The 23,247-nt window shown below is 59.0% G+C and carries 23 protein-coding genes and 1 tRNA gene; 20 read left to right on the top strand and 4 right to left on the bottom strand.

Annotation, left to right across the window (positions count from 1 at the left end; genetic code table 11):
- The first annotated feature begins 22 nt into the window (after positions 1-22).
- The 7 genes from rplT (at position 23) to GIW02_RS15030 (ending at position 5,160) form a co-directional block, all read left to right on the top strand.
- Entirely contained in the window at positions 23-379 is a 357-nt protein-coding gene (rplT, locus tag GIW02_RS15060) for a 50S ribosomal protein L20 (protein ID WP_053257052.1), read from the top strand.
- Between the two features lie 109 nt (positions 380-488).
- Positions 489-1,505 carry a phenylalanine--tRNA ligase subunit alpha gene (pheS, locus tag GIW02_RS15055; RefSeq protein WP_094952229.1) on the top strand — a complete coding sequence of 339 codons (1,017 nt, stop codon included), beginning with the start codon at positions 489-491 and terminating at the stop codon, positions 1,503-1,505.
- A 26-nt stretch (positions 1,506-1,531) separates the two neighbouring features.
- Entirely contained in the window at positions 1,532-3,910 is a 2,379-nt protein-coding gene (pheT, locus tag GIW02_RS15050; protein ID WP_236411111.1) for a phenylalanine--tRNA ligase subunit beta, read from the top strand.
- Between the two features lie 3 nt (positions 3,911-3,913).
- Positions 3,914-4,216, top strand: coding sequence for an integration host factor subunit alpha (gene ihfA / locus GIW02_RS15045; protein WP_002553164.1), 303 nt, complete (start codon positions 3,914-3,916; stop codon positions 4,214-4,216).
- Positions 4,197-4,553 carry a MerR family transcriptional regulator gene (locus tag GIW02_RS15040; RefSeq protein ID WP_003174972.1) on the top strand — a complete coding sequence of 119 codons (357 nt, stop codon included), beginning with the start codon at positions 4,197-4,199 and terminating at the stop codon, positions 4,551-4,553. Before ihfA ends, GIW02_RS15040 begins: the two co-directional genes overlap by 20 nt.
- 119 nt (positions 4,554-4,672) lie before the next feature.
- Positions 4,673-4,993 (top strand): MerR family transcriptional regulator, encoded by a 321-nt coding sequence (locus GIW02_RS15035; protein WP_236411161.1) that lies wholly within the window; start codon positions 4,673-4,675, stop codon positions 4,991-4,993.
- 90 nt (positions 4,994-5,083) lie between these two features.
- Positions 5,084-5,160: transfer RNA gene (locus tag GIW02_RS15030), tRNA-Pro, on the top strand.
- A 79-nt stretch (positions 5,161-5,239) separates the two neighbouring features.
- Here the strand turns inward: GIW02_RS15030 and GIW02_RS15025 are convergent.
- Both GIW02_RS15025 and GIW02_RS27315 read right to left on the bottom strand, forming a co-directional pair.
- Complete coding sequence (locus tag GIW02_RS15025; protein WP_236411160.1) at positions 5,240-6,403, bottom strand: tyrosine-type recombinase/integrase; 1,164 nt, start codon at positions 6,401-6,403, stop codon at positions 5,240-5,242.
- Positions 6,289-7,431: a helix-turn-helix transcriptional regulator gene (locus GIW02_RS27315; RefSeq protein WP_456361603.1), complete on the bottom strand. Its 1,143-nt coding sequence runs from the start codon at positions 7,429-7,431 to the stop codon at positions 6,289-6,291. Before GIW02_RS27315 ends, GIW02_RS15025 begins: the two co-directional genes overlap by 115 nt.
- A gap of 21 nt (positions 7,432-7,452) precedes the next feature.
- Here GIW02_RS27315 and GIW02_RS15015 point away from each other — a divergent pair, with 21 nt between their 5' ends.
- From GIW02_RS15015 to GIW02_RS14985, 7 genes are all read left to right on the top strand, one after another.
- Positions 7,453-7,872: a DUF4054 domain-containing protein gene (locus GIW02_RS15015; protein ID WP_236411108.1), complete on the top strand. Its 420-nt coding sequence runs from the start codon at positions 7,453-7,455 to the stop codon at positions 7,870-7,872.
- Complete coding sequence (locus GIW02_RS27310; protein WP_236411107.1) at positions 7,873-8,250, top strand: hypothetical protein; 378 nt, start codon at positions 7,873-7,875, stop codon at positions 8,248-8,250.
- Complete coding sequence (locus GIW02_RS15005; RefSeq protein ID WP_236411158.1) at positions 8,132-9,142, top strand: baseplate J/gp47 family protein; 1,011 nt, start codon at positions 8,132-8,134, stop codon at positions 9,140-9,142. Before GIW02_RS27310 ends, GIW02_RS15005 begins: the two co-directional genes overlap by 119 nt.
- A complete protein-coding gene (locus GIW02_RS15000) occupies positions 9,064-9,234 on the top strand; it encodes a tail fiber assembly protein (protein ID WP_456362086.1) in 171 nt (56 codons plus the stop codon). The genes GIW02_RS15005 and GIW02_RS15000 overlap by 79 nt, the downstream gene beginning before the upstream one ends.
- A 58-nt stretch (positions 9,235-9,292) precedes the next feature.
- On the top strand, positions 9,293-9,802 hold the full coding sequence (locus tag GIW02_RS14995) for a glycoside hydrolase family 24 protein (RefSeq protein WP_236411105.1): 510 nt from the start codon (positions 9,293-9,295) through the stop codon (positions 9,800-9,802).
- A 200-nt stretch (positions 9,803-10,002) separates the two neighbouring features.
- Positions 10,003-11,895, top strand: a complete 1,893-nt coding sequence (locus GIW02_RS14990) for an acyltransferase family protein (protein ID WP_236469831.1) — start codon at positions 10,003-10,005, stop codon at positions 11,893-11,895.
- Between the two features lie 38 nt (positions 11,896-11,933).
- Positions 11,934-13,403, top strand: a complete 1,470-nt coding sequence (locus GIW02_RS14985) for a hypothetical protein (protein WP_236411103.1) — start codon at positions 11,934-11,936, stop codon at positions 13,401-13,403.
- A 43-nt stretch (positions 13,404-13,446) separates the two neighbouring features.
- Here GIW02_RS14985 and GIW02_RS14980 read toward each other — a convergent pair whose 3' ends face one another.
- Entirely contained in the window at positions 13,447-13,812 is a 366-nt protein-coding gene (locus GIW02_RS14980; protein WP_236411102.1) for a hypothetical protein, read from the bottom strand.
- A 1,028-nt stretch (positions 13,813-14,840) separates the two neighbouring features.
- Positions 14,841-16,244 (bottom strand): L-lactate permease, encoded by a 1,404-nt coding sequence (locus GIW02_RS14975; protein WP_236411100.1) that lies wholly within the window; start codon positions 16,242-16,244, stop codon positions 14,841-14,843.
- Positions 16,245-16,363: 119 nt separating this feature from the next.
- Between GIW02_RS14975 and GIW02_RS14970 the strand changes: the two genes are divergently transcribed.
- The 6 genes from GIW02_RS14970 to fecE all read left to right on the top strand — a co-directional run bounded on the left by GIW02_RS14970 (position 16,364) and on the right by fecE (position 23,195).
- Positions 16,364-16,846: an Lrp/AsnC family transcriptional regulator gene (locus GIW02_RS14970; protein WP_236411099.1), complete on the top strand. Its 483-nt coding sequence runs from the start codon at positions 16,364-16,366 to the stop codon at positions 16,844-16,846.
- Between the two features lie 91 nt (positions 16,847-16,937).
- Positions 16,938-19,343 (top strand): TonB-dependent receptor, encoded by a 2,406-nt coding sequence (locus GIW02_RS14965; protein ID WP_236411097.1) that lies wholly within the window; start codon positions 16,938-16,940, stop codon positions 19,341-19,343.
- 184 nt (positions 19,344-19,527) lie between these two features.
- Complete coding sequence (locus tag GIW02_RS14960; protein ID WP_456361604.1) at positions 19,528-20,442, top strand: Fe(3+) dicitrate ABC transporter substrate-binding protein FecB; 915 nt, start codon at positions 19,528-19,530, stop codon at positions 20,440-20,442.
- Between the two features lie 2 nt (positions 20,443-20,444).
- Positions 20,445-21,434, top strand: coding sequence for an iron-dicitrate ABC transporter permease FecC (gene fecC, locus GIW02_RS14955; RefSeq protein WP_236411094.1), 990 nt, complete (start codon positions 20,445-20,447; stop codon positions 21,432-21,434).
- Positions 21,431-22,399, top strand: coding sequence for an iron chelate uptake ABC transporter family permease subunit (locus GIW02_RS14950; RefSeq protein WP_236421919.1), 969 nt, complete (start codon positions 21,431-21,433; stop codon positions 22,397-22,399). The genes fecC and GIW02_RS14950 overlap by 4 nt, the downstream gene beginning before the upstream one ends.
- A gap of 4 nt (positions 22,400-22,403) precedes the next feature.
- The gene (gene fecE / locus GIW02_RS14945) at positions 22,404-23,195 is read left to right on the top strand and encodes a Fe(3+) dicitrate ABC transporter ATP-binding protein FecE (RefSeq protein ID WP_236415360.1); all 792 of its coding nucleotides are present in this window, start codon (positions 22,404-22,406) and stop codon (positions 23,193-23,195) included.
- Positions 23,196-23,247: the final 52 nt, after the last annotated feature.

The following is a 23,247-nucleotide window of genomic DNA, read 5'->3' as shown; positions in this document are numbered from 1 at the left end:
TCAAGACTAGAGGAAGTAACTCATGGCTCGTGTAAAGCGTGGCGTCATTGCCCGTAAACGTCACAAAAAAATTCTGAAACTTGCTAAAGGCTACTACGGCGCGCGTTCACGCGTATTCCGTGTTGCCAAGCAAGCGGTAATCAAGGCAGGCCAATACGCCTACCGTGACCGTCGTCAGAAAAAACGTCAGTTCCGCGCTCTGTGGATCGCTCGTATCAACGCTGGTGCACGTGTTAACGGTCTGTCCTACAGCCGTTTCATCGCTGGCCTGAAAAAAGCGTCCATCGAAATCGACCGTAAGGTTCTGGCTGAACTGGCCGTGAACGATAAAGCGGTGTTTGCTGCGATTGTCGAGAAAGCTAAAGCCACCTTGGCTTAAGTACCCCCGACAGTCACCCTGGGTTGCTCCTGCAGCCCAAGGTGGTAAACGTCATAAATAGGGGAAGAGCCTTCAAGCTCTTCCCCTATTTTGTATCTGGAGTCTGTACATGGAAAACCTCGACGCGCTCGTCGCTCAAGCCCTTGAGGCTGTGCAAAGCGCTGAAGATATCAATGCCCTGGAGCAAATCCGGGTTCACTACCTTGGCAAAAAGGGTGAATTGACTCAGGTGATGAAGACCCTGGGGAATTTGCCGGCAGAAGAGCGTCCGCAAGTCGGTGCGCTGATCAACGTTGCCAAGGAGCGCGTCACAGAGGTGCTCAATGCGCGCAAGGCGTCGCTCGAGGAGGCCGACCTTGCGGCCAAGCTCGCCGCCGAGTCCATTGACGTTACCTTGCCTGGCCGTGGCCAGGCCTCGGGCGGTCTGCATCCGATCACCCGGACTCTGGAACGTATCGAACAGTTCTTCACCCATATCGGCTACGGCATTGCCGAGGGCCCTGAGGTCGAAGACGACTATCACAACTTCGAGGCGCTCAACATCCCAGGCCATCACCCGGCCCGGTCGATGCACGACACCTTCTATTTCAACGCGAACATGTTGTTGCGCACCCATACCTCGCCGGTACAGGTCCGCACCATGGAAGCGACCAAGCCGCCGATCCGCATCGTCTGCCCAGGCCGTGTGTACCGTAGCGACTCGGATATCACCCATTCGCCGATGTTCCACCAGGTCGAAGGCCTGCTGGTTGATCGCGATATCAACTTCGCCGACCTCAAGGGCACCATCGAAGAGTTCCTTCGCGTGTTCTTCGAGAAAGAGCTGGCGGTGCGGTTCCGTCCATCGTTCTTCCCGTTCACCGAGCCATCCGCTGAAGTCGACATGGAATGCGTGATGTGCAGCGGCAAAGGCTGTCGCGTCTGCAAGCAGACCGGTTGGCTGGAAGTGATGGGCTGCGGCATGGTTCACCCTAACGTGCTGCGCATGTCCGGGATCGACCCGGAAGAGTTCTCCGGCTTTGCCTTCGGCATGGGCGTCGAGCGTCTGGCCATGCTGCGTTACGGCGTAAATGACTTGCGTCTGTTCTTCGACAACGACTTGCGGTTCCTCGCGCAATTTCGCTAGTCGTAACGAATCTTTAGGAGAGCAGGATGAAATTCAGTGAACAATGGCTGCGTGGCTGGGTTAGCCCGCAGGTAGGTCGTGACGAGCTGGTTGCTCGTCTGTCGATGGCCGGTCTTGAGGTCGATAGCGTTACGCCGGCCGCCGGTGTTTTCAGCGGTGTAGTGGTGGGCGAGGTGCTGAGCACCGAGCAGCACCCGGACGCCGACAAATTGCGTGTGTGCCAGGTCAGTAGTGGTACGGAAACCTTCCAGGTCGTGTGCGGAGCGCCAAACGTGCGCCCGGGCCTGAAGATTCCGTTCGCCATGATCGGCGCCGAGCTGCCGGGCGACTTCAAGATCAAGAAGGCCAAGCTGCGTGGCGTTGAGTCCAACGGCATGCTGTGCTCCCAGGCTGAGCTGCAGGTGGGTGAAGGCAATGATGGCCTGATGGAACTGCCGGCCGACGCGCCCGTGGGTCAGGACATCCGTGTCTACCTGGAACTCGAAGATGCCAGCATCGAGGTCGACCTGACCCCGAACCGTGGCGACTGCCTGTCCCTGGCCGGCCTGGCCCGTGAAGTGGGCGCGTTGTACAACGCCCCCGTCACCCGTCCAGTGGTTGCCACTGTGCCGGCGGTGCATGATGAAGTGCGCTCTATCGACGTGCTCGCGCCAAACGCTTGCCCACGTTACCTGGGCCGTGTCATCCGTCACGTAGACCTGTCCAAGCCGACCCCGCTGTGGATGGTCGAGCGCCTGCGTCGCGCCGACGTGCGCAGCATCGACGCGGCTGTCGACATCACCAACTACGTGATGCTGGAGCTGGGCCAACCGCTGCACGCGTTCGATCTCGCCGAAATCAATGGCGGTATCCGCGTGCGTATGGCCGAAGCAGGCGAGAAGCTGGTGCTGCTCGATGGCCAGGAAGTCAGCCTGCGTGCCGACACCCTGGTCATCGCCGACCACTCCCGCGCCCTGGCGATTGCCGGCGTGATGGGTGGCGAGCACAGCGGCGTGTCCGCAACCACGCGTGACGTGTTCCTTGAAAGCGCGTTCTTCGACCAGATCGCTATCGCCGGCAAGGCCCGTTCCTATGGCCTGCACACCGATGCATCGCATCGCTACGAGCGTGGTGTGGACTGGCAGCTCGCCCGTGAAGCCATGGAGCGCGCCACTGGCCTGCTGCTGGAAATCACCGGTGGCGAGGCTGGCCCGATCACTGAAGTCGTCAGCGAGCAGTACCTGCCGTCGGTTGCACCGATTACCTTGCGCGCCAAAAGCGTTGAGCAAATGCTCGGCCTGGTGATTGCGCCGGCAGAAATCGAGCAATTGTTGTCAGCCCTGGGCCTCGGCATTTCTGCGGGTGGGGAAGGGCAGTGGCAAGTTGAAGTGCCAAGCCATCGCTTCGATATCAGCCTGGAAGTCGACCTGATCGAAGAATTGGCTCGCTTGTACGGCTACAACCGCTTGCCGGTTCGTTACCCGCAAGCGCGCCTGGCACCGCAACCCAAGGCTGAGGCGCGTGCGCACCTGCCTGAGCTGCGTCGCCTGCTGGTTGCGCGTGGTTACCAGGAAGCGGTGACCTACAGCTTCATCGATCCCAAGCAGTTCGAACTATTCAACCCGGGCGTCGAGCCGCTGCTGTTGGCCAATCCTATCTCCAACGACATGGCGGCCATGCGTTCGTCTCTGTGGCCAGGTTTGGTGAAAGCGCTGTCCCACAACCTGAACCGTCAGCAAGACCGCGTGCGCATGTTCGAAAGCGGCCTGCGTTTTGTCGGTCAGCTGGATGGCCTCAAGCAAGAGCCGATGCTGGCTGGTGTGGTCTGCGGTAGCCGCCTGCCGGAAGGCTGGGCGCAGGGCCGTGATGCAGTGGACTTCTTCGACGTCAAAGCCGACGTGGAAGCAGTACTGGGCTTCGCTGGCGCACTGGACGACTTCACCTTCGTGCCCGGCAGCCACCCTGCGTTGCACCCGGGCCAAACCGCGCGTATCGAGCGCGAAGGTCGCCTGGTGGGCTTCGTCGGCGCGATCCACCCGGAGCTGTCGAAAACCCTCGGTCTTGACCGTCCGGTCTTCGTGTTTGAGCTGGTCCTGGCTGAAGTCGCTTCGGGCAAGATGCCTAAATTCAGCGAGTTGTCGCGCTTCCCTGAAGTGCGTCGTGACTTGGCACTGATTGCCGATCGTGACGTCGCTGCCACTGCCGTTCTGGATGTAATCCGTGAAAATGCAGGGGAATGGCTGACAGACCTCAGGCTATTTGACGTTTATCAGGGTAAAGGCATTGATCCGCATAGAAAAAGCCTTGCAGTTGGCTTGACCTGGCAGCATCCATCGCGCACTCTTAATGACGATGAGGTGAATACCACGACACAAAATATCCTCACCTCGCTCGAACAAAGGTTGAACGCCACGTTAAGGAAGTGACGTATGGGGGCTTTGACGAAAGCTGAGATGGCGGAACGTCTGTACGAAGAGCTGGGTCTGAACAAGCGCGAGGCCAAGGAATTGGTCGAGCTTTTTTTTGAAGAGATCAGACACGCTCTGGAAGACAACGAACAGGTCAAATTGTCCGGTTTCGGCAATTTTGACCTGCGGGACAAACGCCAGCGGCCTGGCCGCAATCCAAAAACGGGAGAAGAAATCCCGATCACGGCTCGCCGTGTGGTCACCTTTCGTCCAGGGCAGAAGTTGAAGGCCCGAGTTGAGGCTTATGCTGGAACCAAGTCATAACGACGAGCTACCCGTCATCCCAGGCAAACGCTACTTCACCATTGGTGAAGTCAGCGAGCTCTGTGCGGTAAAGCCGCACGTGCTGCGCTATTGGGAGCAGGAGTTTCCTCAACTCAACCCCGTCAAACGCACCGGGAACCGTCGGTATTATCAGCGCCAGGATGTGCTGATGATCCGACAGATCCGCGCGTTGCTGTACGACCAGGGGTTCACCATCAGCGGTGCGCGTCAGCGCATGTCGGGTGATGAAGCCAAAGACGACACCACCCAATACAAGCAACTGATCCGCCAAATGATCTCCGAACTCGAAGATGTGCTGGTGGTTTTGAAGAAGTGATACAGGCTTTTAAAATACTTCCACATTTCAAAAGCTTGCGGTATATTCCTGATCGCTTCGTTGCGAAGCAAACCCAGTAACACGCCTAGTCGGGGCGTAGCGCAGTCCGGTAGCGCACTATCCCAGGCAAACGCTACTTCACCATTGGTGAAGTCAGCGAGCTCTGTGCGGTAAAGCCGCACGTGCTGCGCTATTGGGAGCAGGAGTTTCCTCAACTCAACCCCGTCAAACGCACCGGGAACCGTCGGTATTATCAGCGCCAGGATGTGCTGATGATCCGACAGATCCGCGCGTTGCTGTACGACCAGGGGTTCACCATCAGCGGTGCGCGTCAGCGCATGTCGGGTGATGAAGCCAAAGACGACACCACCCAATACAAGCAACTGATCCGCCAAATGATCTCCGAACTCGAAGATGTGCTGGTGGTTTTGAAGAAGTGATACAGGCTTTTAAAATACTTCCACATTTCAAAAGCTTGCGGTATATTCCTGATCGCTTCGTTGCGAAGCAAACCCAGTAACACGCCTAGTCGGGGCGTAGCGCAGTCCGGTAGCGCACTAGCATGGGGTGCTAGGGGTCGAGTGTTCGAATCACTCCGTCCCGACCATATATCTCAATGACTTAGGCCAATGTTCACAGCATTGGCCTTTTTCATGTGCGTGACATTTGCGTGACTTGTCGTTTTCTCACGCCTGCTTCCTCTTCAAAATTGTCAGGACCGGTCCGCGAGAATCGGTTGCTGATACCATGTTCGCAGCTTCAATCAGATGCCCGAGCTCAGCGCCCGAGTAGTGACTGGTGATGCTGCCGTTCTTGTGCCCCAAAAGGGCCTTGCGGTCTTCCTCGGTTACGCCTGCTGCGCGCAGCCGACGGCCAAACGTGTGCTTTAGGTCATGGATCCTGATGGATGCATACCCAGGGTGAGCGGGGCGAAGGTTTTCCTCCTGCCAGAGTTTCGCCGCTCTCACCCGCGCCTTCTTCCAGGCCGAGTCGTTCATGCGGTGCATCGCGGTGCCGTTGTATGGGAAAACCCATTCCTTACTGATGCCGCGCTGCTTCTCGATGATCGACCTGGCCACGCTGTTCAGCACCACCAGCCGCTCGTCACCGTTCTTCACGCCTGAGCGCTCATGCCGACCGCCAAAGTCGGCTGGTATCAGAAACACGCTCGTGCCCAGTTCTGGCACAACGATCTCCCAATCCCACCTCAGCTTGCAGACTTCCTGCTCCCGTGTGCCGGTGTTCACCTTGAACAGCGCCATCGTTTGCAGGTGAGCCGGCAACTCCCCGAAAAGAATCGACTGCTCCGGCCATGACATCGGGTACGGCTTGCGGCTCGACTTCTTCTCTTCCAGCTTTGTGAGCATCGGCACGCTATCCAGCCACGGCCTGCGCTCATCGTCTCGCCACTTCCTGGCACACAAAGACAAAACCCGAACCACACGCTCGATCGAGATATTCACCGTTCTGTTGCTGACACCCTTCTTTACCTTCCCGCCTTCCAGCTTCTTGGTCGCCAACCTGTCTTTGATGAATGGCACCAAGGCCTGGTCATCAATGTGGGTCAGCGGCATGTCGCCAATGAATGGGTCCAGCTGTGAAAGGTGGTGGGCAGAAAGCTTGATTGACGGCTGGTCTTTGAACTCCAGTAGGAAACGAGTTGCCGCCTCCCGCCAGATCCTCACCTTCTTTACTCCATACACCTTCTGTTGCCGGATCTGCTCCAGCCTGTAGATCAGGTAGCGTTCCGCTTCTTCCCGGTCACCAGTTCCAGTGCTTTCGTAAAGTCGTTCTCCGTTGATTTTCTTGTCGATATGCCAGATACCTTTCCTTTGGGATAGGCCTGTGATCGATTTTCGCGCCATGATTTATCTCCTTCCTGGCGCTCGCTGCGGGGCGATTGTTGCTCCGTTGCGCCTTTTTTATCAATCGCCTTTGCCTCGACGTATGCCGTGGCCCAGTCGTCCAGCTCCTGCCGATCGAAGCCGACGCCGCGGCCCCCAATGGGGAATTCGCTGACGAAGGGCCTGACTGTCTCCTCGAAAATTGCCCGGCACATGCCCAGGTATCCAGGTGCTTCCTTTGCTCTGATGAATCGAGGGATCAGCTGTTGAGCACCCATGGCTATCTCCCGCAGCCCATTCCGGGCCGCGCTGAATTGTTCGTCATTTGGTTTCCTTGCCGCGCTGGGCGGCAGAAGGTGGGTTAGGGTTGCTTCATGAAGGTTATCCAGTGCGTTTTCTCGCGCTTTGTCGGCAAGCTTTCGGCTGTTCTCGGTGAGTTGGTCGACACTGCCAGTCAGCGCATTGGCGCGCTTCATGGTTTCGTCTAGCTGCTCCACGCCGCCCGCCAAAGACCGGAACACACCGTCCGAGAGGCCAAGCGAGCTTTGAACCTGGGCGCGCTGACCCTCATCCAGCTTGGGGATCATGTCTGCGAGCGCGCGCATGAATTCCTCGCCAGTATTCGTCTGGTACAACGAACTGACATCAATGCCGGCGGTGGCCAGGTCACTGATTGGTCCGGCATCCCCCTTCAGGCGCAGGTTGTTCTGGATCTCTTCGAAGTGCGCGAGGGTCTCGACAGCATCCGCCGCATCCCCACCCATCAGCTTCAGGGCATTGCCGTAGTTGTACACGGCCGCCTGTGAGGTTCGCAGGTTCTGCGTGGACATTGCCAGCTTGTCTACGCGGTTGGCCACGCCAACGATGGCGCTGGCGCCCGCGCCGAAGGCCCCGACGAGGGCCGCCGAGATGCCCAAGGCGTTAGACTTGATCCCATTGAGGCTGGCGCCAATCTTCTTGTCACCCGCCTCCAGCGCCTTCGTGTCATAGCCGATGCCGATCAGGAATGACTTCAGTACTTTGCTAGCGCCCAATCATTCATAGCTGGAGAGCCCATGTTAATCACCCCCGAGATGATTGCGGCTTTCCGCAGCAATCCAGTGTTTAAGGTATTCGAAGACCCAGTTAAGTGGCCCGACGAATACATCGTTGAGGCCCTTTGCGAGGCCGGCACCGAGACAGGCTCAACCCGTTGGGGCGCCCTCGAGCTGACCTGCGACAACTTCAAGTGGCGCGGCATGCAGTACTTCGCGGCGCATTGGCTGGCGACCAACTTTGCCACGCTCGGCGCCAACGGCACGCCCAACTCCGAGGCCCGCCTCAACGTGGCCCAGAAGTCGGTCGGCGATGAATCGATCGCCTACCGAGTGCCGCAGATGATGGATGCGGGCACCGACTGGCTGACCTACACCAACTACGGCCAGCAGTTCTACAAGCTCAAGAAGCGCGCCGGAATGGGTGCCAAGGCGGTTTAGATGATCACTCTCGACATCCAGGGCTTTCAGGATCTGCAGGACGAGCTGGCGAAAGAGCTGAACGCGCTGAAGTCGAACAAGGTCGTCACCGTCGGCATTCATGAAGAGGCCGGCGACGTTGAATCGGGCGACCTGACCATGGCCAGCCTGGGCGCGATCAACGAGTTCGGCGCCGACATCAAGCACCCAGGCGGAACGTCCTACGGCTACGCCAGCAAAGGGCAACGACCTGGACATTGTTTGCTCGCTGACTGGCACCATTCGTTCAGGCGGTTCGCGTTCGAGCGTTCAGCTGACCCTCACCGCGACTCCAGGCACGCCAATTCAGGCAGGCAACCGTTTCGAGTCGGTCACCACCGGCAGCCGCTGGACGACTGACCAAACCGTGACAGCTGACTCCCTGGGGTCGGCGACCGTCAATGCGACTTGCACAGTCGTCGGGCCTACCCAGGCTGACGCCGGCACTATTACCCGCATCGTGGACGTGGTGGCAGGCCTGGCAAGCGTTACAAACGCCACTCCGGCAACACCAGGCACTGACGGTCAGCGCGATGAACAGCTACGCGTCACCCGCGCGACGGCGGTGGGCAAGCCAGGGAACAACCAGATCGACTCTATGATCGGCGAGCTGTTCGGCGTGGATGGCGTGCGCCGGGTCAAGGTGTATGAAAACGACACCAACGTCAGCGCGGTTTCTGCGGACAACCCATATGGACTGCCACGGCACTCCATCGCACCAATCATCGACGGCGGCACTGATGATGACGTGGCTATGGCGATTTACCTGAAGAAGAACCCGGGCGCCTCGCTGTACCAAGCCGGCACGCCGTTCGAGGTAGAGGTCACATCGCCCAAGTACCCGACCAACAAGAAACTGATCAGAGCAAGTCGGCCAATCTACGTGGACATGATCGCGGTCATCCATGTCGTCAATGACGGTTCACTTCCTCCCAACGCTGACCAGCTTATAAAGGAGGCGATGATGGAATACGCCGCCGGCGACCTGATCCCGGCAGACGTCGGATTCAAGATTGATGGCTTCGACATTGGTGAGACGGTGCCATTCAGCACGATCTTCACGCCGGTCAACAAGGTCATCGGATCGTACGGTGACAGCTACGTTGACCTGCCTTCATCCAGCCTCAACGGAGGCCAAGCCAACGTCGCCATTGCCTACAACCAGATGTCCAGGTGGCAGCCATCAGGATCGCTCCGCTGCAGGATGCGGTGGATCTTGAAGAGGCAACATCTGCCGAAGTTGCACTTCTGAAAAAGTGGAAGCAATACCGCATTGCTGTAAACCGAATTCAGGACCAGTCCGGGTACCCTTCCAGCATCGAATGGCCGGTTGAGCCCATTTGAAAATCAAAAGAAAGCATCAGCCGCCATTGAGCGGTTTTTTTTAGCGCGGAGAAAAGCAATGGCCCGAATTTCCGAATCGCAAGCCGGCGGTCGCAACGCGTTGGCCTTCCTCGACATGCTCGCCTGGGGCGAGGGAACCAGCACGTCCCCGGTCACGGCCATGGATGGCTACGATGTGATCGTGACCGGCATCGACCGCAAGCCGGAGGTGTTCAAGGACTTCACGGATCACCCGTTCGCCAAGGGCCGCGCGTCGAAGGTCATCAATAGCAAGGGGCTCACGTCCAACGCATCCGGCCGCTATCAGCAGATGCTGAAGGACTGGCCGCATTACAAGGCGCTGCTCAAGCTGCCGGACTTCAGTCCGATCAGTCAGGACCTTGTGGCGCTGCAGCACGTTCGTGAGTGCCGGGCATTGCCTGAGGTGCTTGCGGGCCGTATCGAGACGGCCATCACGAAGTGTCGGAACATCTGGGCTAGCCTGCCTGGCGCTGGTTATGGGCAGCGCGAACATCGCCTGGAGGATCTGCTGAAACAGTACCGTATGGCAGGCGGGGGAATGTCTTGACTAGCCTCCAGGTCTTGGTTCGACTGTAGGGGCGGACGTCTCCTCCATTCACGCTATGAGCATAATCATTCCTGGAATTCGCTGCTATGGACGTGCCCGATTGATGTGAAAAACCCACAAGGTTAAACTCCGCGCCCTCGGAATGCAGATCAGGGGCCGTCCCTTGATTGGCTTAACACTATGGAAGGCACTAGCGCGATATGAGTTCACACCCACAATATAGGCCTGACATCGACGGGATGCGGGCGCTGGCCGTTATGGCTGTTGTGATCTACCACGCGTTTCCCACGTTAATTCCCGGTGGTTTTATTGGGGTTGACGTTTTTTTTGTGATCTCTGGTTATTTAATAACGGGCATCCTGCTAAAGAATTTAGCCAGCGGAAGGCTTGATATTTTTGACTTCTATGCGCGACGGGCCAAGAGGATTTTCCCGGCCCTGTCCCTTGTATTATTGTTTTGTGTAGTGTTTGGCTGGTTCTTTTTATTCGATTCTGAATATCGGAAACTCGGCAAGCACGTAGCCTCTGGAGCGGGGTTCGTGGCGAACCTGACGCTGTGGAGCGAGTCAGGCTATTTCGACGCTGCTGCAGAGCTGAAGCCTCTTCTTCATTTGTGGAGCTTGGGGGTAGAAGAACAGTTTTATCTGGCCTGGCCGCTGGTGCTGTGGTTGGGGTGGAAGTTTCGCAAAACCTCTTTGATTGTCATCCCGGCACTGGCAATCGCTTCGTTTTATTTGTGCGTGACTAAAGTTTCCAGTGATCCCGTTGAGGCGTTTTACTCGCCGCTGACACGTTTTTGGGAGCTGGCTTTCGGCGGTATTCTTTCCTATTTGCATATTCACCGTAGGGTCAGCCGAGCGGCACGGCCTCAATGGATTTCGGAAATAAGCGCGATTGGCGCTCTTATGCTACTGGCGGGTGGATTTGCGATAATCGATGCGAGTAAACCGTTTCCCGGTATGTTGGCAGCGGTGCCCGTGGCAGCGTCGTTGTTGTTGATCGGTCCGGCTGAAGGTTCCATGGTTACGCGTTTGGTGCTTGCGAACCGGTTTGCTGTATGGATTGGTCTGATTAGCTTTCCATTATATCTTTGGCATTGGCCTCTGATTTCGCTTGCCACAATTCTGAAGGGGGAGTTTCCTAGCGCAGAGTACCGCCGTTATGCTGTGCTCGCAGCCATTCTCCTTGCGTGGTTAACGTATAAGTTCGTTGAAAAACCTATAAGGTTTTCACAGCGTAGCATTGTACCTAAAGGTCTTGCCGCGCTTGTATTGGTTATCGGATGCAGCGGCTACCTTGTCTATAAGGGCGCCGCTGTAGAGATAAAAGGCCCGAACGAAATTGCTGCTGAGTACGGTCAAAAGAAGTTTTTCGACTATCTCGCAGGCAACTATCAGGTGTGCTCTGAGGCGAGCATTAGAGAGACAGCGCTCACTTACGATGGGCGCATACGGTGTATGCAGTCTAAGCCAGGTCCAAATGTCGATCTCGCCATAATTGGCGATAGTCACGCTGAGCATTTGTTTAATGGTATAGCAAATTCACTCCCAGATCTTAACGTTGCTTATTATATCAAGGCCAGCGCGCCATTCGTAGGCAATACCGACTTCAAAGAGATTTACGAGTTTCTTGAGCGTCCGGGGTCTCCGAAAAAGGTTATGATCGCTGTGCATTGGATTAAGCGAATGGATCAAATCTCTAAAAACTCTAGTTTGGAGAAAGAGGTTCTTGCGTCCGTACAGAAATTGCTAGCCAATGGCAAAGATGTCTATTTAGTCGATGATACTCCTAGGTTTCCTGTTGAGCCTAAGAAGTGCTTGATTAAAGCCCGAGTTCAAAAACATGCCTGCTCTGTACCCATATCTGAGGCTAAGAGAGAATTTGATGCTTATGAGGGGACGCTTCTTAACGTCCTTCGCAGAGAGCCACGGATAAAATACGTACCTATCAATCAATATTTCTGCGATAGCAAGCGCTGCAGTATGACCTTAAATGGAAGACTTTTGTTTCGTGATAAAAATCATCTGAACGTTTCAGGCTCAAACTATGTTGGCGAACTGCTGCTCAGGGATAACCCAGGGCTTTTTAATTAATTCGCCTAGATATGCTTTCGATCTGAAAATGATCTCATTTGCGTGATTTAAATTACTTGTCAGGAGACAGGATGTTATCTCGAAGGACCTTTCTTGCAGGATCTATTTCGTTAGCCGCCCTGGGTGCTCCTCTCAGTCGTGTGGCTGCGGAATCCTCAGCTTCAGACGGCCAGCGGTATAGCGTCAAAAGTGACTGCGCTGGTGTTTTCGCTACTCCAGATGGGTTCGAGTCTAGGATTTTCAAAGAATTTAATTACGAGTTGTTCAGCGATGGTTCATCCCGATTACTGAATGACCTATCCAAGTATTTGCCGATCGGAGCATCAATCTCTGCTGAAGAATCAAACCAGGATAAAGCTGGGCGCTATTACGTATCCAATGAAGGAAGCTCCTGGAACTCTGGACGTTCATGGGGTAGCGCGTTATCAAGCGTGAGTGACGCGCTTAGCAAGCCTGACGTTGACGTGGTTTATGTTAAGTCTGGCGTTTACTTTCATGGCTTTAATTTGGGTGAGTACAAACGTAATAGGGATGTTTCTATTCAAGGCGTTGATGGCCCTGTGTACTTTATCACCGTGCCAAAAACAGACTTCTTGAAATTCTCTAAAACTAGCGACAATACGGTATACGTTTGCGCTTTCAAGGACAAGAAAGTCAGAGGTTTCGTCTCACTTGATCATCTTGATTCTGCCGGTAATCCATTTGCCTTTGAGCGAGCCGAGAGCCTTGATGAGTTAAAAGACCGCACTGGGCTATGGTTTTCTGACGGGAATAAAGGGTTCATCTCCTGGCCTGATTCAAAAAGTGAACCCTCACGTGTTCTTCCATATCACTCAAGGAATATGGGGGTATATTCGAAGTCAGTAAAGTTTCATCACAGCGGCATCACCTACATAGGCGGTAAGGGCGGAGCTTTCACTGCTCGAGATGGCGACCTCGATACTGTTGTTTATGCAGAGAGAATCAACACCTGCGGCTCAACTCGCGACGGATATCAAGTTCTGGATATTGGGGTTTCCATATCAGTCAAATGCTCATCTTCAAGAAATGTGAACGACGGCTTTAACTACCACGAGCACAATGGTATCTCGCCCCACTTCTTAGAGATCAATTGCGTAGGCGCCGAAAATCTAAAAGCTCGCACTGGTAACGGCTCAACGTGTCATGAGGCCGTGCACGGATTTAGGTTAGGAGGGCTTTACTTCAAGAACCGCGGCCCCGGCGTGGCTGATATCAATGACGCGCGGACGTTCAATGCTAGGTGCACCAGCAATGAAAACGGTAACCGCGACCGCTTCGGCCATGGATTCCAAATTAGCGGCAAAAGAAATGATGAAACGCCTACGTCCCATATGTGGCTTCACAGCTGCATCGCGACAGGGAACTCGGGGGCTGCGCTTTCATCTGTTAATGGAGGCGTTCTGGAATACCTGGATACCTACATCGGCGGTGGCGTCGTCGAGGTGGATGATCGGAGTACCTCACGAAAATATCTGATTGCTGTGTAACGCGACCCTCCTGGGAAACACTTTAGTGCATAGTCTCTATTTTCTATCTGGTACTGCTGAGAGCTTGGGTTTGAGGAATCTCACTCAGCAGCCGCTGGTTCTCCCTGAACAGGTGGTCCCGCTGATCCACCACGGAAATCAGCCCCACTATCCGCGCGCCCATTTCTGAGTTTTCCCGGTTGAGCCGGCACACGTCGGCTAGTGCTACCGCGAGAGCTTTCTCGGCAGAGGCTTTGCCCGCGACCAGCGCATCATTCATTTTGATAAGGCCAGCGATGTTCTTTCTTGCCTTGGTCAGTTGTGCTTGAACCTCGGCGAACTCGTCTTCGAGAAGGGCGCATTGGTGCTTGTACATTTCCTCGGGCGTTGGGCAGCCAAGCCAATCAGAGGTGTCGTAATCGATGTCCATGGGGAGTTAGCTCAAATACTGTATGTGCGTACAGTAATCGAGGTGCGTCAGATTTGGGAGTGGTGTTCGTCGGCAGGACGCCGGGGAGGGTGCGTGAGTTTTGCGTGACATTCTCACGCAACTATAAGCTCTTGTAGGCATTCGATTGCAGCGAGCGCCAGTAAAAACAGCCATTTCACAAAGGCTTACGGTGTTACTGCGTGCATGGGGTGCTAGGGGTCGAGTGTTCGAATCACTCCGTCCCGACCATTATTCCTGAGTAAAATCAGACACTTGAGCCGATCAGCCAGATCGGCTTTTTTGTGCCTGCGCAAAACCCGCGTAAAACTACCCGATGATTTCGCTGATCTCAGGCCCGGAATTTGCCCGGACCTTGTCGAACCGCATCATGCGGCTAGCGCTACATGGGTCACGGCCTTGTGCGTTCTCGACCTTGGCCTCTTGTAGATGAAGACGTAGGCGAACCAGGGGGTGGCGATCATGGCGTCACCCCGGTTTCTGTCTTGAGCTCAGCGGAGAGTTCGGCAGCCAGGCCAACCGGCCACCCGTAGCGGGCGCGCTGATAATCCTGAGTGTGCTGGTGATTGGAGGGCCTTCTCCCACTTGCCCGCTGCGCCCCGCTGGCTTTCCTGCAGGCCGAATCACTCATTCGATAAATTGCCGCCGACCCGAACTGATCTGGTTGCCCGTCTGCATACGGGATTTTCGCCGGTCGGCGTGATTCGTTTAAGTGGGTGATATGCTTTGCTGCTTATCCAGCAAGGAGGTGGTAATGGCCGGTAAAAAACTCGAAGAGTTTCGCCAGTGGTTCACCCCGCGTAAGCGGCTATGGACAGGGATAGGCCTTTTTGCAATGGCTTTGGCCATACCCATGGTCAGCCCCGGAATGACCGTCGCTTGGCTCATAGGGCCTGCGACGGTCTTTTTCTTGGGTGGCTTGATTCCCGATACGAACAGAAGACGCTAGGGCCTGGCGGCAGCCCTGATCAAATTGCCAGTAACGCATACGGCGTTCCGGCAGTGCACGCTCAGCCTTGAAACCCAAACAACACCCATCCCGCCAGCGCCACCAGCACTGTGTTCAAGCACGCCAGCGCAAACCCGAAGCGCACCAGTTGGCCTTCTTCTTCGGGGCTGGTGCTGGCCAGGCCGAGTATCAGCATTACGATGGACAGCGAGCCGAGCGCCGCATGCCCGGCGGCGCTGTTTTGCAGGGCTGCCAGCAGCCAGCGCGATGACTCGGGCAGCAAGGCCACGGCTGGCATGAAGATCGCGTTGCCGCCCACATTCGAGCCGGTCATGTAGCCGGACAGCCCGCCCAGCAACGCCACCAGCGGTACGACGGCGACCTGCGGCAAATCGCTCAGCATCTGCACCAGGCCGTCGAGGAAGCCTGCCTTGACCATCATCTGTGACATGCCCAGGAAGAAAAAAATCGTCAGCAACGGCCGCCGTGCCCGTGTCACCAGTGCGCCGAGCAGGCGCTCGCTGGACGCTGCGCGCACCCACATCAGCACCAGCAGCAAAGCGATGCCCGGTGACGCCAGGGGCTTCCAGGCCACGTGCATGCCGCGCACCACCCAGGCCTCCTCAAGATGGGTGAGGGCATTGAGGCCCTTGAGCAGCACGATGCACAGGATCAACGCCAGGTACGGCCACGCAGCGCGCGGCCACGCCAGGGGCGCCGTACCCTGACGTCGATGCAGGGCCAGCAGCAAGGTGGCGCACGCGACGCTGAGCCCCGCGCCCACGCCGGCCACTTCCGGGCCCAGCCAACGGCTCAAGGAGTAGAGCACGGTCAGAAACAGCAGCCCCGAGCCGAACAGGGCACGGGAAATGCCCACGCCGCACAGGTACGAGGCCAGCGCCGCGAGCGCTATAAACACGGGCGCGCTGGTCAGCGCCGAGGTGGACGCCAGCGTCGTTGCGTCCACGTGGGCCAGTGCGGCCCCGATGACCGTCGCCAGGCCCAGGGTGCCCCACGGCATGATCGCCATGCCGGTCAACGCCACGCGCAGTGCGATACGTCGCTCGAACAGGCTGAGCAGCAACGGCACCGTGGCGATCAGCGACACGCCGAAGCCGGTCATGGCCTCCAGCAGCGGGGCCAGCCCCAGTACGATAAACATCACCAGCTCGGCGCGCTTCAGGCCCAGCGCTTGCACCCACTCGCTCAGCGCCTGGTTGACGCCCATGCGTTCGATCAAGATCACGAACGCCAGGCCCGGCACGATCACGAATGCGGTGCTGGCAAACAACACGGCGGTGTCCTTGGCGGCCGCCATGGCCGCGCTGGCCTGCCACCCTTCGATCAACCACAACAGCGCCACCAGGCCCGCGCCGGCGATGGCCGCTTGCACCGGCGGGCGGCGCAGTACCATCAGCATCGACATCACCAGCAACACCGGTGACAGGTGGATCAAAAAAGCCATGGGACACTCCGTTTCTGCCTGCGTGGGGAGTTGGGATAGTATTGGACCCCCGGTCGTCATTGGTCTCTGAATCGAGGCTGTTTTCGATAAATTTTCTCACCCCGTCGAGAGCGCCCCGAATGGCCAAACCCGCTTCTTCCCTGCTGGACCTGGATGGTTTCGACTGGTCGATCCTGGCCCTGGTACAGCGTGACAACGCCGTGCCCCTGCGGACACTGGCCGAGAAGGTCAACCTCTCCACCGCCGCCGTGCAGCGCCGCCTCAAGCGTTTGGAGGAGGGCGGGGTGATTGTCGCGAATGTGGCCGTGGTCGACCCGGCCAAGGCCGGCAAGCCGATCACGATCATTGCCGAGGTGTCGGTGGAGCGCACCAGCATTGAAGCGCTCAACGCCACCAAAGCCAGCTTCTGCGTGCCCCAGGTGCAGCAGTGCTATTACGTCACTGGCGAAGTGGATTTCGTGCTGATACTGAATGTCGCGAGTATGCAGGAGTACCAGAAGCTCGCCGGGCGGCTGTTTGCCGAGAATGCCAATGTGAAGTGGTTCAAGACCTTAGTGGCGCTGGATCGGGTCAAGGTGGGGCTGCAAGTACCGGTCGGTTGAGGCGTTCTAAAAAAGATTCGTCGAAGCCTGTCCCCTTTTTTCACTTCGCCTGTCATTCCAGGTAAGTGAACAAAATCGAGAGCTTCCTCCCATGCCCGCAGTTCTACCCTTTCGCTTGCGCCCGTTGCTCAAACTGAGCCTGATGCTGAGCCTCAGTGCCAGCCCGTTATTCGCCGCTGTCGGCTATGCCCAGGACGCCGACGCTCGCCGTAGCTATCAGGTGCCGGCCGGTAGCCTGAGTGCGGCGCTGACCCGTTTTGCCGGGTTGTCGGGGGTTAACCTGTCGGTCGACCCGGCGCTGGTCAGCGGGCGCAGCAGCGCCGGTTTGTCCGGCGAGTATGGGGTGCAAGAGGGCTTTGCGCGCTTGCTGCAGGGTTCGGGCCTGCAGTTGCAGCCGATGGGTGAGCAGGCCTACATGCTGGTGCCCGCGCCCGAGGGCAGCAGCCTGGAACTGGCGCCGACGTCGATTCTGGGCACCACCGGCCTGTACGACGGTGACACCTACGCCGGCGGCCAGGTAGCGCGGCGTGGCTCGCAGGGCATGCTGGGCACGCGGGACTTCATGGAAACGCCGTTCAGCATGACCACCTACACCCAGGACGCGGTGAAAAACCAGCAGGCCCGCACCCTCGGCGACCTGATCGCCAGTGACCCCTCGGTACGCGCCACCAACCCGGCCGGTGGGCGCTATGAACAGTTCACCATCCGCGGTTTCAGCCTGTTCAACAGTGATGTGTCCTACAACGGCCTCTATGGCGTGCTGCCGACCTACACCATTGATATGGAAATGGCCGACCGCGTCGACATCTTCAAAGGCCCCACTCAGTTGATCAACGGCATCTCGCCGCGCGGCAGCGTGGGCGGCGGGATCAACGTGGTGCCCAAGCGCGCCACCGACAAGGACATCAACTCGTTCACCGGCAACTGGGCTTCCGACAGCCAGGCCGGCGGCGCGGTGGATATAGGGCGACGCTTTGGCGAGGACAACAAGTTCGGCATCCGCTTCAACGGCGTGAAGCAGTCCGGCGACACGGAATGGGACCACCAGAGCGTGGATCGCGAAATGGCCGTGCTGGGCCTGGATTTTCGCGGCGAGCGCCTGCGCCTTTCCACCGATATCGGCCACACCGAGCGTGACACCGACGCCCCTCAAGAGCGTGTGCAGGTCGTGGCCGCCGCGCCAGTGCCGAGCGCCAACGACGTGCGCCGCAACTACGCTCAGTCCTGGAGCAAGGCCAGCACCAACGACACGTTTGGTACGGTGAATGCGGAATATGACCTGAGCGATTCAGTGATGCTCTACGGGGGCATGGGCGCGCGCAAAAGTAACCACGACTTCCTGCGCCACGCCGTGTCCGTCGCCAATGCCGACGGCGATTTCAGCGTGGCCCCACGGGACTTCACCCGCGATGAAAATGTGCGCACCTACAACGCCGGCGTGCGCAATTGGTTCCATACCGGCTCGGTCAGCCATGAGGTCAACCTGGCGGCCAGCTACTTCTACATGGACTTTACCAACGGCGGCGCGCGCTATGCGCCGGGGGCGAGCAATATCTATGACCCGGTGCAAACGCCGACGCCTTCGGTGCAGACCCGCCCCGATCCCAAGGTTTACACCGAGAACCGCTTCAGCGGCGTGGCGTTGTCCGACACCCTGGGCTTCTTCGACGATCGCCTGTTGCTGACCCTCGGCGCGCGCTGGCAGCGGGTCAAGGTGGATGACTGGAACAATGGAGTCAAAGGCAAGACCGGATACGACGAAGAAAAAATTTCACCGTCCGGCGGCCTGCTGTTCAAGGCCACCGACAAACTGTCGCTGTATGCCAACTACATGGAAGGCCTGAGCCAGGGCAAGGTCGCGCCGTCGACGTCGGATAACGACGATGAAATCTTCCCGCCCTTTATCAGCCGCCAGGTGGAAGTCGGCGCCAAATACGACGCCGGCGCCTTGGCCGTCACCGCTGCGGTGTTCCGCATCAAGCAGCCCGCCTATGAAACCAATAGCACCACGAACCGGTTCGGCCCCAACGGCAAACGTCAGAACACCGGGGCGGAACTGAGTGTGTTCGGCGAGCCGCTCAAGGGCGTGCGCCTGCTCGGCGGTGTGATGTATATCGACAGCGAGCTGCAAAAAACCACCGACGGCACCAACGACGGCAACCGCGCGCCGGCGACGCCCAAGTACAACGTCAACCTCGGCGCCGAATGGGACGTGCCGACGCTGGAAGGCCTGACCCTGACCAGCCGTGGCATCTACTCCAGCTCGCAGTACCTGGACGCGTCCAACGTCAAGGAGATAGACGCTTGGAACCGCATCGACGTCGGCGCGCGCTATGCGTTCAAGGTGGATGACAAGCACATCACCCTGCGCGCCAACGTCGAGAACGTCGCCGACAAGCGCTACTGGAGTTCGGCCGGTGCGTCGGATGACAGCGAGCCGGGGCTGACCTTGTCGACGCCGCGTACCTACTTGCTGTCGGCCACCGTCGATTTCTAGACGCCGATTAAAAATGTGGGAGGGAGCAAGCCCCCTCCCACATTTGATTTGTGGTGTCTGGGCCTGACTCATCATCTTAATGAGAATGTTTTTTGATCACGCCGCCCCGATATGGAATAGTACCCGCCGTTTTCCCCAGCCTGTCTCGCTGGGGTGTTTTAACGCCGAGGTACTTGTCATGCGAATGCTGCGCTCCATCCCGACCCTTGCCGCCTGCCTCCTGGCGTTTTCTTCAAGCGTATTAAGCGCTGCACCCATCGACCTCAACGACGGCCAGCACACGGTGCATCTGCCGGACGCGCCCAAGCGTGTGGTGGTGCTGGAGTTCTCCTTTCTGGACAGCCTGGCCGCCGTTGACGTGACCCCGGTGGGCGCGGCCGATGATGGCGACGCCAATCGTGTGTTGCCGCGTGTGCGCCAGGCCATCGGCCAGTGGCAATCTGTGGGCCTGCGCTCGCAGCCGAGTATCGAGGAAATCGCACGGCTCAAGCCGGACCTGATCGTCGCCGACCTCAACCGTCACCAGGCGCTGTACAGCGACCTGGCGAGTATTGCGCCGACCCTGTTGCTGCCCTCGCGCGGCGAGGACTATGAGGGCAGCCTCAAATCCGCCGAGCTGATCGGCAAGGCCCTGGGCAAAAGCCCGCAGATGGCGGCACGCATCGCGCAGAACCGCGAGAACCTGAAAAAGATTGCCGCGCAGATCCCTGCTGGCGCCAGCGTGTTGTTCGGTGTCGCCCGCGAAGACAGCTTCTCTGTGCACGGCCCGCATTCCTATGCCGGTAGCGTGTTGACCGCCATTGGCTTGAAAGTGCCGTCGGTACGCGCCAACGCCGCCCCCACCGAGTTCGTCAGCCTGGAGCAACTGCTGGCCCTCGACCCGGGGTGGTTGCTGGTCGGCCATTACCGTCGCCCGAGCATTGTCGATGCGTGGAGCAAGCAACCGCTGTGGCAAGTGCTCGGCGCTGTACGCAACAAGCATGTGGCTGAAGTGGACGGCGACAGCTGGGCGCGCAACCGTGGCGTGCTGGCGTCGGAGCAGATCGCCGAGGACGCCCTGGCGATTCTCAAGGGCGGCAACGCCGTACTGAGCCAATAAGTATGCCGCGTAGTTTCGCAGCGGCAGGCATTGTGCTGCTGGGCGCCTTGTTGTTCTGGCTCTCGTTGTACAGCTGGTCGCCGTTTACCCTCACGGCGGCGGACGCCTGGAATGGCCTGATGCACCAAGGCAGTGTGGGCGGCAATATGGCCTATATCGTCGCCCAGTTACGCGTGCCCCGCGCCGTGTGCGCGGCATTGGTGGGTGCTTGCCTGGGTCTGGCCGGCGCGCTGATGCAAGGCATCACGCGCAACCGCCTGGCCTCGCCTTCGTTGTTTGGCGTCACGGCGGGGGCGGCGTTGGGGCTCGCGTTGTTTTCCACCGGGTTGGTCGCGCCGCCGTTTGCCGGCGGCGCCTTGTTGATGACCTGCCTGGGCGGCGCGCTGGCCTGGATCACGGTGTTCAGCCTCGGCGGCGCCTGGTCGCCGACCACCTCCCAGGGGCGCCTGGTATTGGCCGGTGTGGCAGTGGCAGCGTTGTGTGCCGCGTTGACCCGGCTCACGGTGATTCTGGTCGAGGCCCAGGCGCAAAGCGTGTTGAACTGGTTGGCCGGCTCCCTGGCCAACGTCGGCGCGGCGCAGGTGCAATTGCTCTGGCCGTGCACCTTGATCGGCGGCCTCTGGGCGTTGTGGTGCGCGCCGCGCTTGAACCTGATCAACCTCGGTGAAGACGCCGCGCGCTCGTTGGGCGTGGGCATCGCCAGTCTGCGCCTGCAGGTGTTTATCGCCAGCCTGTTGCTGGTGGGGGCGAGTGTTTGCGCGGTGGGGCCGATTGGGTTTGTCGGGCTGATCGCGCCGAATATCCTGCGCCAGTTCCTCGGCAACGACTACCGCTGGCTGATCCCGCTGAGCGCGGCCCTGGGCGCGGTGATCGTGCTGGGCGCCGACCTGCTTAGCCGCGCGGTGGCCTTCCCGGTGGAGACCCCGGCGGGGGTTGTTACCGCCTTGATCGGCGCACCGTTCTTTCTGTTTCTTGCCAGGCGCGCCCTATGATCCGCCCACGTTTTCGCCTGGGGTTGCTGCTCGGCCTGTTGCTGCTGGCGACGTTTATCAGCCTCAGCGCTGGCACCTTGTGGCTCAAGCCCGCAACTGTACTCGAGCGCCTGCTGGCCCATGACGCCCTCGACTTCGAGGTGTGGAACCATCGCCTGCCACGCAGCCTGATCGCGATCCTCGCAGGTTGCGCATTCGGCCTGGCCGGGGCGATTGTCCAGGGCGTGATTCGCAACCCGCTGGCCTCGCCGGAAATTCTCGGCGTCACCCAGGGCGCGGGGCTGGCGCTGACCGTGGCGATCATCGGCTGGCCACAACTGCCGGTTGCCTGGTTGCCGTTGGTGGCGTGCCTGGGCGGAGCCGGCGGCGCGCTGCTGCTGGCGCTGTACAACACCGGCGTGAGTTTTTCCGGGGTGCGTTTTGCGCTGTCCGGGGTGGCGATTGCGGTGACCTTGTCCAGCGTCACCGAGTTTCTGATCCTGTCGCACCCGCTGGATATCAACACCGCCTTGCTCGCGCTGACCGGTAGCCTGTGGAGCCGCAACTGGCACCATGTGGTACTGGTGCTGCCATTTCTGCTGTTGATCCCGCTGGGGCTGTGCCTGGCCAAGCCGCTGAACCTGATCGCGTTGGGCGACGAAGCGGCCCACAGCCTCGGCACTGCGTTGAATCGCACGCGTTGGCTGGCGATGGCGTGCGCGGTATTGCTGACCAGCCTGGGCGTGGGCGTGATCGGGCCGATTGGCTTTATCGGCCTGGTCGCACCGCACATGGCCCGGCGCCTGGTGGGCGGGCATCACCAGTATCTGCTGCCGGCGGCGATGCTGATCGGCGCGCTGTTGCTGGTGCTGGCCGATACCCTTGGGCGCACCTTGATCGCGCCCAGCGAAATCCCGGCGGGGGTGCTCACGGCGGTGATTGGTGCGCCGTATTTTCTTTGGTTACTGGCACGGTTCAAGGGGTGATGACATGAGTATTCTCCAGGCCCGCCAGCTCGATATCGGCTATGGCGGCACACGCATCGTGCAGGGTCTTTCGTGTGCGCCGCCGGCGGGCAAAGTCACCGCGCTGATCGGCCCCAACGGCTGTGGCAAGTCGACCTTGCTCAAGACCTTCGCGCGTATCCTCAAGCCGAGCCAGGGCGAACTGACCCTGGACGGCCAGGCCTACGCCAGCCTGTCCGCCCGCCAACTGGCACGCCAGATCGCGTTTTTGCCGCAGGTGCTGCCGGTGCCCGAAGGCGTCAGCGTGCGCCAACTGGTCGCCTACGGCCGCAGCCCGCATAACTCGCTGTGGGGGCGCCTGAGCGGCAGCGACCAGGCCCATGTCACCCAGGCCATGCAGCGCCTGGAACTGGACAGCCTGGCCGACCGCGCCCTGGCGGACCTGTCCGGCGGCCAGCGCCAACGCGCGTGGCTGGCCATGGTGTTGGCGCAGAACGCGCCGGTGGTGCTGCTCGACGAACCCACCACCTACCTCGACATCAGCCATCAGGTCGAACTGCTCGACCTGATGCGCGAACTGGCCGCCGACGGCAAGACCGTGATCACCGTGCTCCACGACATCAACCAGGCCTGCCGTTATGCCGACCATTTGACGGTGATGCACGGCGGCAAGCTGGTGGCGGACGGTGCGCCGCGGGAGGTAATCAGTGCCGAGTTGATGCGCCAGGTGTTTGAGGTGCAGGTGCAGATCATCAATGAGCCGGTGTCCGGCACGCCGATGTGCGTGGTGGAAAAAAGCACCCGCCATCACGCCTGACGCGCTCAAAAAATGTGGGAGGGGGCTTGCTCCCGATAGCAAGGGGTCAGTC

The sequence above is a fragment of the Pseudomonas syringae genome (assembly GCF_021606685.1).
Taxonomy (GTDB): Bacteria; Pseudomonadota; Gammaproteobacteria; order Pseudomonadales; family Pseudomonadaceae; genus Aquipseudomonas; species Aquipseudomonas syringae_R.
The sequence above is the reverse complement of the archived record's forward strand: the minus strand, read 5'-3'. Positions and strand labels throughout refer to the sequence as shown.